Annotated in this window: 16 protein-coding genes; 9 read left to right on the top strand and 7 right to left on the bottom strand. The window is 62.8% G+C overall.

Features of this window, described 5'->3' with window-relative positions:
* Positions 1–86 precede the first annotated feature (86 nt).
* Positions 87–1,580 (top strand): glycerol kinase GlpK, encoded by a 1,494-nt coding sequence (gene glpK, locus GQ59_RS01255; protein WP_037076551.1) that lies wholly within the window; start codon positions 87–89, stop codon positions 1,578–1,580.
* 120 nt (positions 1,581–1,700) lie between these two features.
* Complete coding sequence (locus tag GQ59_RS01250) at positions 1,701–2,975, top strand: D-alanyl-D-alanine carboxypeptidase (RefSeq protein ID WP_152564215.1); 1,275 nt, start codon at positions 1,701–1,703, stop codon at positions 2,973–2,975.
* A 57-nt stretch (positions 2,976–3,032) separates the two neighbouring features.
* Here GQ59_RS01250 and GQ59_RS01245 read toward each other — a convergent pair whose 3' ends face one another.
* From GQ59_RS01245 to GQ59_RS01230, 4 genes are all read right to left on the bottom strand, one after another.
* The gene (locus GQ59_RS01245) at positions 3,033–3,461 is read right to left on the bottom strand and encodes a VOC family protein (protein ID WP_037076546.1); all 429 of its coding nucleotides are present in this window, start codon (positions 3,459–3,461) and stop codon (positions 3,033–3,035) included.
* Between the two features lie 92 nt (positions 3,462–3,553).
* On the bottom strand, positions 3,554–4,009 hold the full coding sequence (locus GQ59_RS01240; protein WP_037076544.1) for a GFA family protein: 456 nt from the start codon (positions 4,007–4,009) through the stop codon (positions 3,554–3,556).
* A 50-nt stretch (positions 4,010–4,059) separates the two neighbouring features.
* A complete protein-coding gene (locus tag GQ59_RS01235) occupies positions 4,060–4,767 on the bottom strand; it encodes a glutathione S-transferase N-terminal domain-containing protein (RefSeq protein WP_037076541.1) in 708 nt (235 codons plus the stop codon).
* Positions 4,768–4,852: 85 nt separating this feature from the next.
* Positions 4,853–5,722: an N-acyl homoserine lactonase family protein gene (locus GQ59_RS01230; protein ID WP_037076538.1), complete on the bottom strand. Its 870-nt coding sequence runs from the start codon at positions 5,720–5,722 to the stop codon at positions 4,853–4,855.
* A gap of 135 nt (positions 5,723–5,857) precedes the next feature.
* On the opposite strand from GQ59_RS01230, the gene GQ59_RS01225 reads away from it, so the two are divergent.
* The 3 genes from GQ59_RS01225 (at position 5,858) to GQ59_RS01215 (ending at position 8,434) form a co-directional block, all read left to right on the top strand.
* Positions 5,858–6,721 carry a helix-turn-helix domain-containing protein gene (locus GQ59_RS01225; RefSeq protein ID WP_037076535.1) on the top strand — a complete coding sequence of 288 codons (864 nt, stop codon included), beginning with the start codon at positions 5,858–5,860 and terminating at the stop codon, positions 6,719–6,721.
* A gap of 73 nt (positions 6,722–6,794) precedes the next feature.
* Positions 6,795–7,184: a YciI family protein gene (locus GQ59_RS01220; RefSeq protein WP_037076533.1), complete on the top strand. Its 390-nt coding sequence runs from the start codon at positions 6,795–6,797 to the stop codon at positions 7,182–7,184.
* Positions 7,181–8,434: an RNA polymerase sigma factor gene (locus tag GQ59_RS01215; protein WP_037076531.1), complete on the top strand. Its 1,254-nt coding sequence runs from the start codon at positions 7,181–7,183 to the stop codon at positions 8,432–8,434. The genes GQ59_RS01220 and GQ59_RS01215 overlap by 4 nt, the downstream gene beginning before the upstream one ends.
* A 20-nt stretch (positions 8,435–8,454) precedes the next feature.
* Here GQ59_RS01215 and GQ59_RS01210 read toward each other — a convergent pair whose 3' ends face one another.
* Positions 8,455–8,754 (bottom strand): DUF1905 domain-containing protein, encoded by a 300-nt coding sequence (locus GQ59_RS01210; RefSeq protein WP_037076526.1) that lies wholly within the window; start codon positions 8,752–8,754, stop codon positions 8,455–8,457.
* A 151-nt stretch (positions 8,755–8,905) separates the two neighbouring features.
* Between GQ59_RS01210 and GQ59_RS01205 the strand changes: the two genes are divergently transcribed.
* The gene (locus GQ59_RS01205; RefSeq protein WP_037076524.1) at positions 8,906–9,376 is read left to right on the top strand and encodes an SRPBCC family protein; all 471 of its coding nucleotides are present in this window, start codon (positions 8,906–8,908) and stop codon (positions 9,374–9,376) included.
* Positions 9,377–9,496: 120 nt separating this feature from the next.
* Here GQ59_RS01205 and GQ59_RS01200 read toward each other — a convergent pair whose 3' ends face one another.
* A complete protein-coding gene (locus GQ59_RS01200) occupies positions 9,497–10,861 on the bottom strand; it encodes a GGDEF domain-containing response regulator (RefSeq protein ID WP_051903731.1) in 1,365 nt (454 codons plus the stop codon).
* 251 nt (positions 10,862–11,112) lie between these two features.
* Between GQ59_RS01200 and GQ59_RS01195 the strand changes: the two genes are divergently transcribed.
* The gene (locus tag GQ59_RS01195; RefSeq protein WP_037078044.1) at positions 11,113–12,156 is read left to right on the top strand and encodes an LLM class flavin-dependent oxidoreductase; all 1,044 of its coding nucleotides are present in this window, start codon (positions 11,113–11,115) and stop codon (positions 12,154–12,156) included.
* Between the two features lie 67 nt (positions 12,157–12,223).
* Positions 12,224–12,979 (top strand): type I methionyl aminopeptidase, encoded by a 756-nt coding sequence (gene map / locus GQ59_RS01190; protein WP_037076521.1) that lies wholly within the window; start codon positions 12,224–12,226, stop codon positions 12,977–12,979.
* A 49-nt stretch (positions 12,980–13,028) separates the two neighbouring features.
* Here the strand turns inward: map and GQ59_RS01185 are convergent, their stop codons facing one another.
* The gene (locus GQ59_RS01185; protein ID WP_037076517.1) at positions 13,029–13,244 is read right to left on the bottom strand and encodes a hypothetical protein; all 216 of its coding nucleotides are present in this window, start codon (positions 13,242–13,244) and stop codon (positions 13,029–13,031) included.
* Positions 13,245–13,446: 202 nt separating this feature from the next.
* On the opposite strand from GQ59_RS01185, the gene GQ59_RS01180 reads away from it, so the two are divergent.
* Entirely contained in the window at positions 13,447–14,625 is a 1,179-nt protein-coding gene (locus tag GQ59_RS01180) for a YbfB/YjiJ family MFS transporter (protein ID WP_037078041.1), read from the top strand.
* The last annotated feature ends 92 nt before the right edge of the window (positions 14,626–14,717 follow it).

Here is a 14,717-nt window from a genome sequence, read left to right as displayed (position 1 = left end):
CCCTTCAGGATTTGCCATTTTCGTTGACCCTTTCCGCTCCTTCTGCTCAAACCGTCCGGCGCATTGCATGGACTGGGAGGAGCGGCATGGCGGGTTATGTTCTGGCGATCGATCAAGGGACGACCTCGACACGGGCGATCGTTTTTGATGGTAACATGCGGATTGCCGGGATCGGCCAGAAGGAATTCACCCAGATTTTTCCGAAATCCGGCTGGGTCGAGCATGATCCGGAGGAGATCTGGGAAACCGTTCTGTGGGCCGTCAGGCAGGCGTTGAAGGAAGCCAAGCTCAAGGCCTCCGAGATTGCCGCGATCGGCATCACCAACCAGCGCGAGACGGTCGTCGTCTGGGAACGCGAGAGCGGCAAGCCGATCCACAATGCCATCGTCTGGCAGGACCGCCGCACCGCCAGCTATTGCGAGAAGCTGAAACGGCAGGACCTCGAAAAGCTGTTCACCCGCCGCACCGGCCTTTTGCTCGATCCCTATTTTTCCGGCACCAAGCTTTCCTGGATGCTCGCCAACGTGAAGGGTGCGCGGGCGAGGGCTGCCAAGGGCGAGCTTTGCTTCGGCACGATCGACACCTTCCTGATCTGGCGCCTGACGGGTGGAAATAGCTTCGTCACCGATGCGACCAATGCCTCGCGCACCCTCATCTACAACATCGCCGACAATCGCTGGGACGAGGATCTTCTCGACATCCTGCGCATTCCCGCCGCCATGCTGCCGGAGGTCAAGGATTGCGCCGACGAATTCGGCATCACCGACGAAAGCCTGTTCGGTGCCGCGATCCCGATCCTCGGCGTTGCCGGCGACCAGCAGGCGGCGGTCATCGGCCAGGCATGTTTCGAACCGGGCATGATGAAATCCACTTACGGCACCGGCTGTTTCGCGGTGCTCAATACCGGCGCCGACATGGTTCGCTCCAAGAACCGCCTGCTCACTACCATCGCTTATCGCCTGAACGGCGAGACGACCTATGCCCTGGAGGGCTCGATCTTCATCGCCGGCGCCGCCGTGCAATGGCTGCGCGACGGGCTGGGCATCATCGAAAGAGCTTCCCAAACCGGGGAGTTGGCGGAGCAAGCCGATCCTCAGCAGGAGGTCTACCTGGTGCCCGCTTTCACAGGGCTCGGCGCACCTCACTGGGACGCGGAGGCGCGCGGCGCCATGTTCGGCCTGACGCGTGCGACCGGTCCCGCTGAAATCTCCCGCGCCGCGCTGGAGGCGGTCTGCTACCAGACCCGTGACCTCTACGACGCGATGCAGAAGGACTGGCGCAACGCCAACGGCAACACCGTGCTGCGCGTCGATGGCGGCATGGTCGCCTCCGACTGGACGATGCAGCGGCTCTCCGATCTCCTCGACGCGCCCGTCGACCGGCCGACCATCCTCGAGACGACGGCGCTTGGGGCGGCCTGGCTTGCCGGCTCCAAGGCAGGTGTCTGGCCGGACCAGAAGGCGTTCGCGAAAAGCTGGGCGCGGCAGCGGCGATTCGAGCCGCAGATGGACGAAAAGACCCGCGCTTCCAAGATTCGTGGCTGGAAGGATGCGGTCAGGAGGACGCTGACAAATGCCTAAGTCCTTATTTTCAATTAACCATCTTGTTAAAATTAGACTTAAATCCGCAATGCGTCATTTTCGCACCATGTTCGTTGCCTTATCTTCGCCGGCGACTTAAAGAGGGCGGGCATGTTTCGAATTCAGCAGATTTTGGCTTTCCTTTTGGTGCTTGGCGCCTCTGTGGCGGTCAGCCGTACGGCCGAGGCCGGCTACGCCCATTTCATCTATGATGTGAAGAGCGGCAAGGTTCTGGCGTCGGAGAATGCCGACGAAATCAACCATCCTGCGTCGCTCACCAAGATGATGACGCTCTACATGACCTTCGAAGCGCTGCGCGAGGGCCGCCTCAAATGGGACCAGGACATCCCCATGACGCCGAATGCGGCGTCCAAGATCCCCTCCAAGCTCGGTGTGCCCGCGGGTCGGACGATCACCGTGCGCGAGGCCGTCAACGGCATGATCGTGCGCTCGGCCAATGACGCGGCGGCGACGATGGGCGATTATCTCGGCGGTTCGGAAGACCGTTTCGGGGAGATGATGACCCGGAAGGCCCGCGCGCTCGGCATGAGCCGCACCGTGTTCCGCAACGCGTCTGGCCTGCCGGACGACTCCCAGGTGACCACGGCCCGGGACATGGCGCAGCTGGCGCTTGCGCTCATCCGCGACTTTCCCCGGGAATACCAGCTGTTTTCCGCCAGGAACATGGAGTTCCGCGGCAAGCGTCTGCGCGGCCACAACAACCTCATGTATCGCTATCCCGGCATGGACGGAGTCAAGACAGGCTTTACCAACGCCTCCGGCTACAATATCGCCAGCGCCGTCACCATCGACGGCCGGCGGGTGATCGGCGTCGTCATGGGCGGCAAGACCGCCCGCAAGCGCGACGACCAGATGGCGGCGCTTCTCGACCGGTATGTGCCCGGCAACAATGCGGCATCCGGCGGTCTGGTGGCATTCGAAACCCAGAAACGACCGGCCGAAGACACGATGCCGCTGGCCTTTGCGACGCCTTCGCCGCGCAAGGAGATCACGCTCGGCGTTGCGCCGAAGACCGTGATCGCCAACCTCTATGCAACGCCCCGGGCCACTGTTCCGGACACTGTGCCATCCCCGACCGCACCATCCAGGACCGCGTCGTCTCAGACAATGACGCCCCCTCAACCGGCGGGCGCGGCTTGGCGCATCCAGATCGCCGCTGCCACCAGCCGCGATCAGGCATCCGCGTTGCTCGAAAAGGCAGTGCCGCTGCTCGCCCAGGGGTATGGCCGTCTCACGCCGAGCGTCGAAAGTTATGCCGACGGCGGCAAGCAAATCTACCGCGCCCGTTTCGCCGGTTTTGCGGATGGCGATTCAGCGACGCGGGCCTGCTCGGTCCTGCAGGCCAAGGCGATCAGCTGCTTCGTGGTGCGATAGGCCGATAAAGCCCCGCCGCCGGATCACCGGCGGCGTGCCGGTTTTTTGTGGAAGAGGTCAGCCCTTCACCGGCGCGTTCATCGCCCAGGCGACGCCGAAAGGGTCGCGGACCTGGCCGTAGCGGTCGCCCCAGAACATCACCTGCAGCTCAGTCTCCACCGTCATGCCGGCGTCGACGGCGCGTTTCCACCAGAAATCGATATCGTCGACCGGCAGCATCATGGTGAAGGCCTGCGGCTTTTCGAGGGGATGGCCGTAGTCCGGATAGGGATCGCAGAGCATGACCGAGCTGTCGTTGATATAGAGATGGATGTGCATCGTGCGGCCCTGGTCATCCACCGGATGAAAGGATTCGATCTCGGCGCCGAGGGCCTTCTTGTAATACTCGGCCGCCTTCATCGCGCCGTCGACCTGAAGATAGGCGACCACACCGCCGCGGACGGGTGAAGCTGCCTGATTGTCGTTCGTCTGGGCATTCGTATCCATGATTTTCCCTCCTGTTCGGATCGTTCTCGTCCATGCCGGACGACACTAGGACGAAGGAGGGATGGGGATTCCGACAGGGGGCGGCGAAAAAATCAATCCCGTTCCGCAAATTCCTTCACCAAGCCCTCATAGGCCTCCATGGGCGGAAAATTCTCGTAGGAATGCACGGCCGGAGTGGCCGCCCAGGGCAGCTTTTCGGATGTGTAGGTTTCGATGAAGGGCGCGAACCATTTGGGGTCGTCGAGCATGGTCGGACGGAGGTTGACGAACCAGTCCATGCCGACCGGCCTGGTGAACATCCAGCTCTTGCAGTGCGGGCAGTGATAGTGGTGGGCGTCGCTGCCATGCAGGCCGCCGATCACCGGCTCGCCTTGCGTCACCTCGAAACCTTCAGAGGGGATAGCTGCGGAGAGCGAGAAGGCGCTGGCGCTCATCTTCTGGCAGCCGGTGCAATGGCAGGCCATGGTCAGGATCGGCGGCGCGCTGATCTTCAGCCGCACCTGTCCGCAGCGGCATGACCCTTCCATGGGAAGCGTGGGTTTGGGCATATTGTTGTCACCTCCATCTCCCCATGAATTAGGGCCGCTGCGGTATTTGATCAGGCCGGACGTTTCGGAATGTCGAGACCCCGCTGGACGGCGGGCCGTGCGAGGCCGCGTTCCAGCCATTCCGGCACACGCTTCAGCTTGTCGTATTCGACGAGTTCGCCGGCGCCGTAGAAGCCGATCAGGTTTCGGACCCAGCCGAGCATGGCGATGTCGGCGATCGAATATTCGTCGCCCATAATCCAGTCGCGGTCCTCAAGCCGGGTTTCCAGCACGCGGATGATGCGGTGCGATTCCTTGGCATAGCGGTCGCGCGGGCGCTTGTCCTCGATGTCCTTGCCGGCGAACTTGTGGAAGAAACCGAGCTGGCCGAACATCGGCCCGAGGCCGCCCATCTGGAACATCACCCACTGGATCGTCTCGTAGCGCTTGGCCGGATCGGACGAGATCAGCTTGCCGGTCTTTTCGGCGAGATAGATCAGGATCGCGCCGCTCTCGAACAGCGCCAGCGGCTTGTCGCCGGGGCCATGCGGATCGAGGATCGCCGGGATCTTGCCGTTCGGGTTGAGCGACAGATATTCCGGTCCCCAGGTCTCGTCGGCGCCGATATTGATGAAATGCGGCTCGTAGGGCAGGCCGATTTCTTCGAGCATGATCGACACCTTCACGCCGTTCGGCGTCGGCGTCGAATAGAGCTGCAGCACGTCCGGGTTTTCGGCGGGCCATTTGGACGTGATCGGGAAGGCGGAAAGGTCGGCCATGTAGGGGTTCCTTGGGAGGTGGAGATTTTGTTCCCGCGGAATATAGCCACCGGCGCGCGATGCGCCAGTGGCGATCTCATCGAAGTCAGCGGGCGCTGGCCGGGAAGGTGGGCAGTTTTTTGATGTCGTCGGCGTCGTGCTGGATGATCAGCTTTGCGTTCAGTTGCTTGGCGATCCCGTTCATGCGCTCCATCGAGGCGAGGCTTTCGGCCCGGTCGATGTTGAAGGGCGGCACGCCGTTATTGGCGATCTGCTCTTCGAAATGCACGACGTCGCCGGAGAGCAGCACCGGTCCGCTTTGCGGCAGTTTGACGAGCAGCGCGGTCTCCCCCTTGGTGTGTCCGGGCATGGCCAGCATCATCACCGAACCGTCGCCGAACACGTCGCGGTCGCCCGAGACCGGATCGAGCTTCGCCTTGCCGTCCATCCAGGGCTGGACGAGCGCCGGCATGACGCCGAAGGGCAGGGGATTTTCGTGCAGGCTTTCCCAGTCGCCGGCACCGATCATCAGCGTTGCCTTCGCAAATGTCGAGGCCTGGCCCATATGGTCGAAGTGGTTGTGGCTGATGCCGACGATGCCGATCTGGTCCGGCTTGATGCCGATCTTTGCAAGCTGCGTCGGGATGTCGATGGTGAGCGACGGTGCCAGCGGCTGTGAGAGGTCCGGCGCCTTGCCGATCAATGCCACCGGCAGGCCGGTATCCCAGAGCAGGTAATCGGCGCCGTGGCGGATCACGTAGCAGCTGTCGGTCAGGGTGCGGGTCTGGCCGGCATAGGCGAACGTGTCGGAAAAGCTCGACAGGTCCTTGACCACGACCGAGCCGCAATCGAGCCGCCACAGTTCGAGATCGGTTGCGGCATGGGCAGGGCCTGAAAGGGCGAACAGGGCCGCGCCCGCGGCGACAAGGGACGTGCCCAGGGCGGAAAGAGTGGAAAGGGTGGCTAAGGTCTTCATCAAAAGTCTCCTGCGTTGAAGCCACCGCCTTCTGCCCGCATTCCGTCATCCGCCCGTGCCGGATTTTTGCCGGCTTGAGCCCGAAACGCTCAACAGGCATGTTTTTCGTTTCGCATCCTGCGCTATACTGCGGCCATGAACCTGATCGTCACCCAGCGCTTTCCCGATTTTTCCCGCCGTCTGCTCGACCGCCTGCGCCCGATGGTGGCACGCAAGCTCGAGCCCGGCATGAACGCCTATGCGGAGCAGCTGTTCATCTATTGCTGTTTCGACCGGGAAAAGGTGAAGGCGCTGGAACTGGACTGCCCGATGGTCTGCATCGTTCTCCACGGCCAGAAGGAAGTCTGGCTTGGCGACCGGACGCAGGTCTTTCCGGCTGGGTCGGTGTTCGTCCTGCCCGGCGGAGTGCCGATGGATGTCGTTAACATACCGGACGAAACGAACGGCCTGTATGTGGCGCTGCGGCTCGACGTTCCATCGCTGCCGGAGGGGATTGCGCCGCTTTCGGCAACGGAGCGAATGGAAGGCGGCGAGGCGGGTTCATTCGGCCTGCCGCTCGGCGAAGATCTGGTGGAAGCGCTCTGCCATGCTGCAACAACGATTGCCGACGGCACGATCGGCGAGACGATCAAGCGGCTGCGCATGACCGAGGTTCTGGCCCTGCTGCGGCCGATGCCGGAAGCGCGGATGCTGTTCCGCCAGAGCCTTTCGGAGGAGATCGCCTGGCTGATCGCCACCGCCCCGTCCGAACCGTGGAGCGTCGCCGATGTGGCGGAACAACTCGGGATCGGTGCCTCGACGCTGCGGCGTCGGCTCTCCCTAGAGGGCGCCTCGTTCCGGGCCATCCTGCGCCGGGAGCGGCTGAAGGCGGGGCAGAACGCGATATCCTCGGGCGCTTCCAGCGTCGCTGCGGCAGAGGCCGCGGGCTATGCGTCTCGGTCGCATTTCTCGCGCCGTTTCCGCGAAACGTTCGGCACCAGCCCGACCGGTCGGCCCTGATCCATCAAAAAATTGCTGCGTCCTGTCGGGTGAGCCGCTAATCCTTCGTCATCTATGTGAGAGGGAGACACGCATGCTTTACGCCATCCTTTGCTACGCCCATGAGGAAACTGTCTTCGCCTGGTCCAAGGAAGAGGAGGATGCCGTCATGGCACGGCTCATCGAGGTGCAGACACCCTATGCGCAGGCCGGCAAGCTCGGTCCGGTCGGGCGGCTGATGCCGACGACGGCGGCCACCACCGTGCGAAAAGGCAAAGACGAACCGCTGGTGCTCGACGGGCCGTTTGCGGAAACCAAGGAAGTGCTGCTCGGTTTCTACACGCTAGAGGTAGAGGCACTGGAAGAGGCGGTCAGCTTCGCGAAGAAGCTTTCGGCGGTCAATCCCGGCTCCAGTTCCTATGAAATCCGGCCCTTCTACGTCTTCCATCCCGGCGAGTTCAAACATAGCGAGACCAAGACATGACGGATATTGCCTGGGTCGAACTTGCCCTGACGGCCGCCCGGCCGCAGGCGCTCGGCGCGCTCCTTCGTTACTTCCGCGATCTCGATACCGCGGAAGAGGCCTTTCAGGAGGCGTGCCTGCGCGCCATCAAGACCTGGCCGGACAAGGGGCCGCCGCGCGATCCGACCGCATGGCTGATCTTCGTCGGCCGCAACAGCGGCATCGACGTGGTCCGCAAGCGCTCGAAGAACGATCCATTGCCGGAGGAGGAAGCCTTCTCCGATCTGTCAGATGCCGAAGGCGACATGGCCGAGCGGCTCGACAACTCCCATTACCGCGACGACATCCTGCGGCTGATGTTCATCTGCTGCCATCCGGACCTGCCGGCGACCCAGCAGATCGCGCTGGCGCTCCGGATCGTCTCTGGGCTCAGCGTCGCGCAGATCGCCCGGGCCTTCCTCGTCGGCGACAGCGCCATGGAACAGCGCATCACCCGTGCCAAGGCGCGCGTCGCCAAGGCCGGCGTGCCTTTCGAGACGCCGGGGCCGGCGGAACGGGCAGAACGCCTCGGCATCGTTTCGGCGATGATCTATCTCGTCTTCAACGAGGGTTATTCCGCCGGCATCACCAATCCCGACAGCGCCGCCTTCTGCGACGAGGCGATCCGGCTTGGCCGGCTGCTCTTGCGCATCTTCCCGGCCGAGCCGGAGATCATGGGCCTTTTGGCGCTGATGCTGCTGCAGCATTCGCGTGCCAAAACGCGCATCGACACCAACGGCCAGATCGTGCTTCTCGAGGACCAGGACCGCAGCCGCTGGGACAGCAAGCTGATCAACGAGGCGCTGGCGCTGCTGGACAAGGCGATCCGCCACCGCAAGCCCGGCCCCTACCAGGTCCAGGCGGCGATCTCGGCGCTGCATGCCCGCGCCCCGACGCCGAAGGATACGGACTGGAAGGAGATCACCATGCTCTACGGCCTCCTGGAACGCATCCAGCCGTCGCCGGTGGTAACGCTCAACAAGGCCGTCGCGGTCTCCAAGCTTGAAGGCCCGGAGGCGGCGCTCGACATGATCGCGCCGCTTGCCGAAAAGCTTGACGGCTATTTCTATTTCCACGGGGTCAAGGGCGGGCTGATGATGCAGGCCGGCCGCAGACCCGAAGCCCGCGAGGCCTTCGACCGGGCGATCGCACTTGCCAATTCCGCCGCCGAATGCGCCCATATCCGCCAGCAGATCGACAAGCTCGGCGCGGTCACGCCGCCGGCGGTGTAGACGGGCGAGTCACGCCCCTGCTACCGCCGCGGCGGCCGAAGCGTCATCTCGACCGCGATCGTATCGCCGGCCGTGATGCCGGTCTTTTTCCGCACGGCGTCCTTCAGCGGCAGGAGATAGGTTTCGTCCTTCGGGAATAGCGAGGTGTAAAACGAAACGCCGCCGATCGTGGCATCGACCGGGATCACGCCCCAGCCGTAGCTCAGAAGCTTTGACAGCCGCCTGATTTCTTCGGCATGGTCCAGGGGAAGCGGCGCGAAGAAGAAGGGCGAGGGCCCACGCCAATGGATGATTTCAGCCTCGAATCTGAACTCGGTCACGGTTCCCTCCCGATGCCTGCCATCCCGTTCCCGAGGATATTTGGCCCATGGGCCGAAAAAATTCCATGACACTTGTCGGATATCGTGCTCGCCACACGTCCTAGGTTCAACATCGGATGAGATGTTTTGTAAAACCTCAAGGGAGACGACAATGACCGCCAATACCGCCAAGCACGCCCTGCAGATCGTCCGCGAAATGGACGTTCCGGCCGACAAGCTCTACAAGGCCTGGACCACGCCGGAACGGATGGGCGAGTGGTTCTGCCCGCTGCCGTGGAAAGTGACGGAGGCCCGAATGGACCTGCGGGCCGGCGGATCGAGCTTCATCCTGATGGAAGGGCCGAACGGCGAGAAGATCCCCAATTACGGAATCTACCTGGAAGTCGTACCCAACAGGAAGCTGGTCTTCACCGACGCCTATACCAGCGCCTGGGTGCCGTCGGAAAAGCCGTTCATGACCGCGGTCGTCGAATTCGAAGACCTCGGCAACGGCCGCACGAAATACACGGCAACGGCCTTTCATTGGACGGAGGAAGACAAGCAGGCCCACGAGCAGATGGGTTTCACGGACGGCTGGGGCATCGTCGCCGACCAGCTCGAACAGGTCGCCAAGACCTTCTGAAGCATGAGCCGCCGCCCGGGCCAGGCTTGGGCGGCTTCGCCCGCCTTGAGGCGCTTTCGGGATTGATTCAAAAGGCCGCCGGAAGTCCTTGAAAACGGATTCGAAACGTCGTTTGGCAATTCACCGGGTGCCGGGGCGCCGGGTCACTGAGTTATGGGGTTCGTGTGGCTGAGGGATCAGCGCTTCCGGTATCGTCAGGCTCGAATAGACCCGGTTGCGGCCGTTCATTTTCGCCATGTAGAGAAGCTGGTCGGCGGCGTTGAGCTGGTTTCCGAACGTTTCTCGCTCCTCCATCTCCATGACGCCGATGGAGATGGTCACCGATATGTCCTTGTCCTGCAACGGGATGCTCGTCGCCTGGACGCGGCTGCGTACCTGCTCGCAGAAGGAATGGGCCTGGAAGGCATTGGTATCCTTCATGTAGATTGCGAACTCTTCGCCGCCGAGGCGGGCTGCGAGGTATCGCTTGTCGACGGTCATCTCCCTGAGGGTGCTGGCAAGACGCTTCAGCACCTGGTCGCCGGCCTCGTGGCCGTAGGTGTCGTTGACCGACTTGAAATGGTCGATGTCGAGGATGGCAACCGCGTCGTTTGCCGGTGCAGGCTCCAGGGGCGGGTTCTTCTCGAAGAAAAAGCGGCGGTTTGCGAGACCTGTCAGATGATCTCGTTCCGCCAGGTAACGCAGCCGCTTCAGTTGGGTCAGCGTTTCGACATTGTTGTCGATGCGGCACTGCAGCTCTTCCGGGACGAAGGGACGGTAGATGAAATCGGACGCGCCGGCTTTCAGGAAACTTGCGGAAAGGCCGCGGTCGGACGAAGAGGAAACCCCGATGATACGCAATTCGTCCGAAGGCCGGGTTGCGCGAATGCGCCTCGTCAGCTCGTGTCCGTTCATGTCCGGCATGTTGTAGTCGGTGATGACCAGTTCGATTGATGGGTTGTCGGCAAGCATGTCCAGGGCCTCCTTGCCCGAAAGGGCTTCGAGGACACGGAAGTTCTGCCGCTGCATGATCTCGACCAGACCGGAGCGGGCCCATCTCGCGTCATCGACGACGAGAACGGAAAAGGCGCTGTTGGTCAGGATGCGGTTCACCGTCCTGACGACCGTATCCACCGTCGTGTTGTCGCTCTTGACGATGTAGTCGATGATCTTCCGCTCGGAGTAGCGGATCGTAGCGTCCGCCTCGGAGGTTGCCGTGAAGACGATTGTCGGAACCGCGTATTCGGCAAGCAGGGCAAGGATTTCACCGTTGGGCGCGTCGGGCAGGTTGAGACCGGTCAGCGCCAGGGTGAATTTCTGTCCCGCCAGCAGCGTGCGAGCTTGCTCCAGGCTCGCACAGCAAAAGGTCCTGCCGGCAGTCTCCCGCTCGAGCCGCTGTCGCAGCAGGGCCGAAAGCGCGGCGGAATCCTCGACGATAAGGATGTCGTTCGATGATTGCAGGTTCGGAAAGTCCGAGTGAGGCCGATTTCCGGTGCCGTCATTCATTCGATTGCCTAAACGCTGTTCCTGTTGGCCGGGAAGAATATGCCCGATGGATTACCATTTTCTTAGAATCTAAACCTATGTTTGCGCCCAAAATCTCATAGTCCCGTGCCGGTTGCCAAATCACGGGACCGGCGGCGCCCGCCGCATCCGTACCCATCCATTCCATCGAACGTTCCCTTCGAAAGAATAGCATTTGCGCCGAACGCGCCCGATAACTATCTGACGGGCATCAACGAATGGATTTTTGCAAGATGGAACTCGGGCTTCATACTTTTGGCGATGTCGATGCCGCAGCACTGGACAAGGGTGCGGAAGGCGCAAGGCGGATCAAGGATCTGCTGGAGGAGATCGCGCTTGCCGATCAGGTGGGGCTCGACGTGTTCGGGCTCGGCGAACACCACCGCCCCGACTATGTGGTTTCGTCGCCGTCTACCGTGCTTGCCGCAGCTGCGGCGATCACCAAAAACATCCGGCTGACCAGTGCCGTCTCGGTGCTCTCATCCGACGACCCGGTGCGGGTTTTCCAGCAGTTTTCCACCGTCGATCTCATTTCGAATGGAAGGGCGGAGATCATGGCGGGCCGCGGTTCGTTCATCGAATCCTATCCGCTGTTCGGCTACGACCTCGGCGACTACGACGAGCTGTTTGCCGAAAAGCTCGACCTGCTGCTCGCCATCCGCGACGAGGAGATTGTCACCTGGCAGGGTGAGAAGCGCGCGCCGATCAACGGCCGCGGCGTCTATCCGCGCCCGCTGCAGAAGGAACTGCCGATCTGGATCGCCGTCGGCGGCACACCGCAATCGGTGGCGCGGGCAGGAGCCATGGGTCTGCCGCTCGCGGTCGCCATCATCGGCGGCGAATATCCGCGCTTCGCACCCTTCTTCAACCTCTACCGGGAGGCGGCTCGCCGCGCCGGCCAGGATCCGGCCAAGCTGAAAACCAGCATCAACGTGCACGGCTTCATCGCCGATACGACGCAGGCGGCCGCCGACCAGTTCTACGGCCCGCAGGCGGAGGTGATGAACCGCATCGGCCGCGAACGCGGCTGGGGTCCCACCAACAGGGCGCATTTCGACGAGGCGCGCTCGGCGCTCGGCAATCTCTTCCTCGGCGAACCGGAACTGGTGGCCGAAAAGATCATCGCCGCGCACAAGGTTTTCGGCATGGACCGGTTCCTGCTGCAGATGGCGATCGGTCCGATGCCGCATGACCAGGTGATGCGCGGCATCGAGCGCTACGGCACGAAAGTGGCACCGCTTGTCAGAAAAGAACTGGGGTCGTCAGAAAAGAATTGACGGGCTCGGCCGATGGCGCGAAACCGGCGCCTGATCGAGTTAGGACGCGTAGGACGTTAGGCAGACCATGGTTATCTCCACCGAAGACGAACTGGCCAAGCTGAAGGATATCGGCAGGCTTTGCGCGCGGGCGATGGAGACGATGGCAAAGGCACTGGAGCCGGGCATCACCACCCGGGAGCTCGACGCGATCGGCCGCAAGTTCCTGGAGGACAACGGCGCGCAATCGGCGCCTGAGACCTGCTACCAGTTTCCCGGCGCCACCTGCATCAGCGTCAACGAGGAAGTCGCCCACGGCATTCCAGGCGACCGGGTGATCCAGGCGGGCGACCTCGTCAACATCGACGTGTCTGCGATGAAGGACGGTTTCTTCGGCGATACCGGTGCCTCCTACGCGGTGCCGCCGGTGAAGCGCGAGATCGAAAAACTCTGCCGCGACGGCCGCCGCGCACTGTGGACCGGGCTGCAGCAGGTCAAGGCCGGCAAGCCGCTTTCCGGCATAGGCAATGCGATCGGGACCTTCGCCAAGAAGAACCGCTATACGCTGATCACCAATCTTTCGAGCCACGGCATCGGGCTGACGCTGCATGACGAGCCGAAGGAAATCCCGACCTGGCCGGACCGCCATGAGACGCGTTCGATGGAAGACGGACTGGTCTTCACCGTCGAGCCGTTCCTGTCGCTCGGCGCCAACTGGGCCGAGGACGGCGGCAATGGCGATCCCTGGACGCTTTACAGCGATCCCAAGGCGCCTACCGTGCAATACGAGCACACGATCGTCGCGACCCGCAACGGGCCACTGATCCTGACGCTTGCGGATTGAGCGAATACTTCTGCCGTTACGGAAAAGTGCTGCCGTTACGGCAGATCGGTCAGTTGTGTTTGTTGCCGCCAGACGCGGCATCGACACGACGATGGAAGGCGTCGGTACGCTCGGTCTGAAGGTTTCCAAGCATCTGGCGCGTATGGACGCGTGCCGCGCTCTGCAGCAATTGTGCAAAAGCGGCGTAACCGACAGCGTCGGCCTGGCGAAGCTGGGTGATCAATGGATCGACGAGTACTTCGGATAGGGTCAGGTCATGTTCCATGCGCATGCCTCCGCGCCCCGATGGCGATGGGTCGGAGCTTGGCTCGCTTTCATGTCAGCAGCAAGACAGTTTCGGTCTTGCGCTGCACCAAATCGTCGCGGCACATGCACGATCGCTTGTATACCGATCCATCATTCCGGTGCATCGCTGCAATGAAAATTCCTCATTTGCCGCGGCTGGGCGCGGCTGCGATAACCGTGCCATGCTTCAGATCAATACGAGTTATTCGCACCGCCCCCTGCTGATCGGCTTTGCCGGCTCGATCGCCATGGCGGCGGCGATGGGTTTCGGGCGCTTCTTCTACACGCCGATCCTGCCCGGGATGATGACGGGCATCCCGCTTTCGGCAGCGTACGCGGGTTATATCGCCGCGGGTAATTTCGCCGGTTACCTCGCCGGCGCCATCCTGTCGGCCTATGGCTGGGCGGCCGGGCGCGAGCGCAAGGTGGCGCTCGGCGGGCTTCTGGCGACCGCGATCCTGCTCGCTGCCATGACGGTGACCGATTCCGTCGTCGCCTTCATCGTCATCCGGTTTCTGGCAGGGCTTGCGAGCGCGCTTGCGATGATCTTCACCTCGTCGATCGTGCTGCCCTATGCTGTCGGCCGCGACAATGTGAACGTCCTGCATTTCGGCGGTGTCGGGCTCGGCATCGCACTGTCTTCGGCGCTGGTCTTCGTCGTCAACGCGATGGCCGGCGATGGCGCACATGGATGGCGGATGAACTGGCTTGCCGGTGCGGGGATCGTGCTCGTCGTGCTCGCCGCAGTCGCCTGGATCCTGCCGAAACAGGCGATCGGCACGGGTTCGACGGTCGAACCGCCGCTCGAATGGCGCAGGCCACTCGTGCTGCTTACCGCCTCCTACGGCCTGTTCGGCTTCGGCTACGTGATCACCGCGACCTTCCTCGTCACCATCGCCCGGATCGGCAATGCCGGTCCGATCGTCGAATTCCTCGCCTGGTTCCTGACCGGTTCGGCTGCCGCCGTCTCGCTGATCCTGTGGCGGCCGGTGGTCAATCGCCTGGGGCTCGCCAAGGCCTATACCGCGGCGCTCGGGCTGCAGATGGTTGGGGTGCTCGGTTCTGTCATGCTGCCGCCGACCGCCGGGGCGCTCGTCGGAGGCCTGCTGCTCGGCGTCACCTTCATGGTGATCACCGCCTATGGGCTGCAGATCGGCCGGAAACTCTCGCCGGAAAGCCCGCGCCGCGCGCTCGCCTCCGCCACCGCCGCCTTCGGCACCGGCCAGATCATCGGTCCGCTTGTGGCCGGCTGGATCGCTGAAGCAAGCGGCGGCAGTTTTGTCGCCCCGACGCTGATTGCGGCGGCGGCACTTGTCGTGTGCGTTCTCCTCGCACTCCCGGTTGCGCGCAGCGCTTCCTAATAATCCCGCGGTTACAATTGTGTAACAAAGCGGCGCGGCCATTGCCGCTCCCTTGGAACTGCCTTAGTTTCCGGCTCAACAGTCGTTTCCGA

Origin of the sequence: Neorhizobium vignae, from assembly GCF_000732195.1 — a bacterium.
GTDB classification, from domain to species: Bacteria; Pseudomonadota; Alphaproteobacteria; order Rhizobiales; family Rhizobiaceae; genus Neorhizobium; species Neorhizobium vignae.
Note: the sequence above shows the minus strand (reverse complement) of the source record. Positions and strands in the feature narration are given on the sequence as shown.

Coding starts and splice junctions, on each gene's coding strand:
- glpK (WP_037076551.1), top strand. CDS start 87: ATGGCGGGTTATGTTCTGGCGATCGATCAAGGGACGACCTCGACACGG.
- GQ59_RS01245 (WP_037076546.1), bottom strand. CDS start 3,461: ATGGATACGAATGCCCAGACGAACGACAATCAGGCAGCTTCACCCGTC.
- GQ59_RS01240 (WP_037076544.1), bottom strand. CDS start 4,009: ATGCCCAAACCCACGCTTCCCATGGAAGGGTCATGCCGCTGCGGACAG.
- GQ59_RS01235 (WP_037076541.1), bottom strand. CDS start 4,767: ATGGCCGACCTTTCCGCCTTCCCGATCACGTCCAAATGGCCCGCCGAA.
- GQ59_RS01230 (WP_037076538.1), bottom strand. CDS start 5,722: ATGAAGACCTTAGCCACCCTTTCCACTCTTTCCGCCCTGGGCACGTCC.
- GQ59_RS01225 (WP_037076535.1), top strand. CDS start 5,858: ATGAACCTGATCGTCACCCAGCGCTTTCCCGATTTTTCCCGCCGTCTG.
- GQ59_RS01220 (WP_037076533.1), top strand. CDS start 6,795: ATGCTTTACGCCATCCTTTGCTACGCCCATGAGGAAACTGTCTTCGCC.
- GQ59_RS01215 (WP_037076531.1), top strand. CDS start 7,181: ATGACGGATATTGCCTGGGTCGAACTTGCCCTGACGGCCGCCCGGCCG.
- GQ59_RS01205 (WP_037076524.1), top strand. CDS start 8,906: ATGACCGCCAATACCGCCAAGCACGCCCTGCAGATCGTCCGCGAAATG.
- GQ59_RS01200 (WP_051903731.1), bottom strand. CDS start 10,861: ATGAATGACGGCACCGGAAATCGGCCTCACTCGGACTTTCCGAACCTG.
- GQ59_RS01195 (WP_037078044.1), top strand. CDS start 11,113: ATGGAACTCGGGCTTCATACTTTTGGCGATGTCGATGCCGCAGCACTG.
- map (WP_037076521.1), top strand. CDS start 12,224: ATGGTTATCTCCACCGAAGACGAACTGGCCAAGCTGAAGGATATCGGC.
- GQ59_RS01185 (WP_037076517.1), bottom strand. CDS start 13,244: ATGGAACATGACCTGACCCTATCCGAAGTACTCGTCGATCCATTGATC.
- GQ59_RS01180 (WP_037078041.1), top strand. CDS start 13,447: ATGCTTCAGATCAATACGAGTTATTCGCACCGCCCCCTGCTGATCGGC.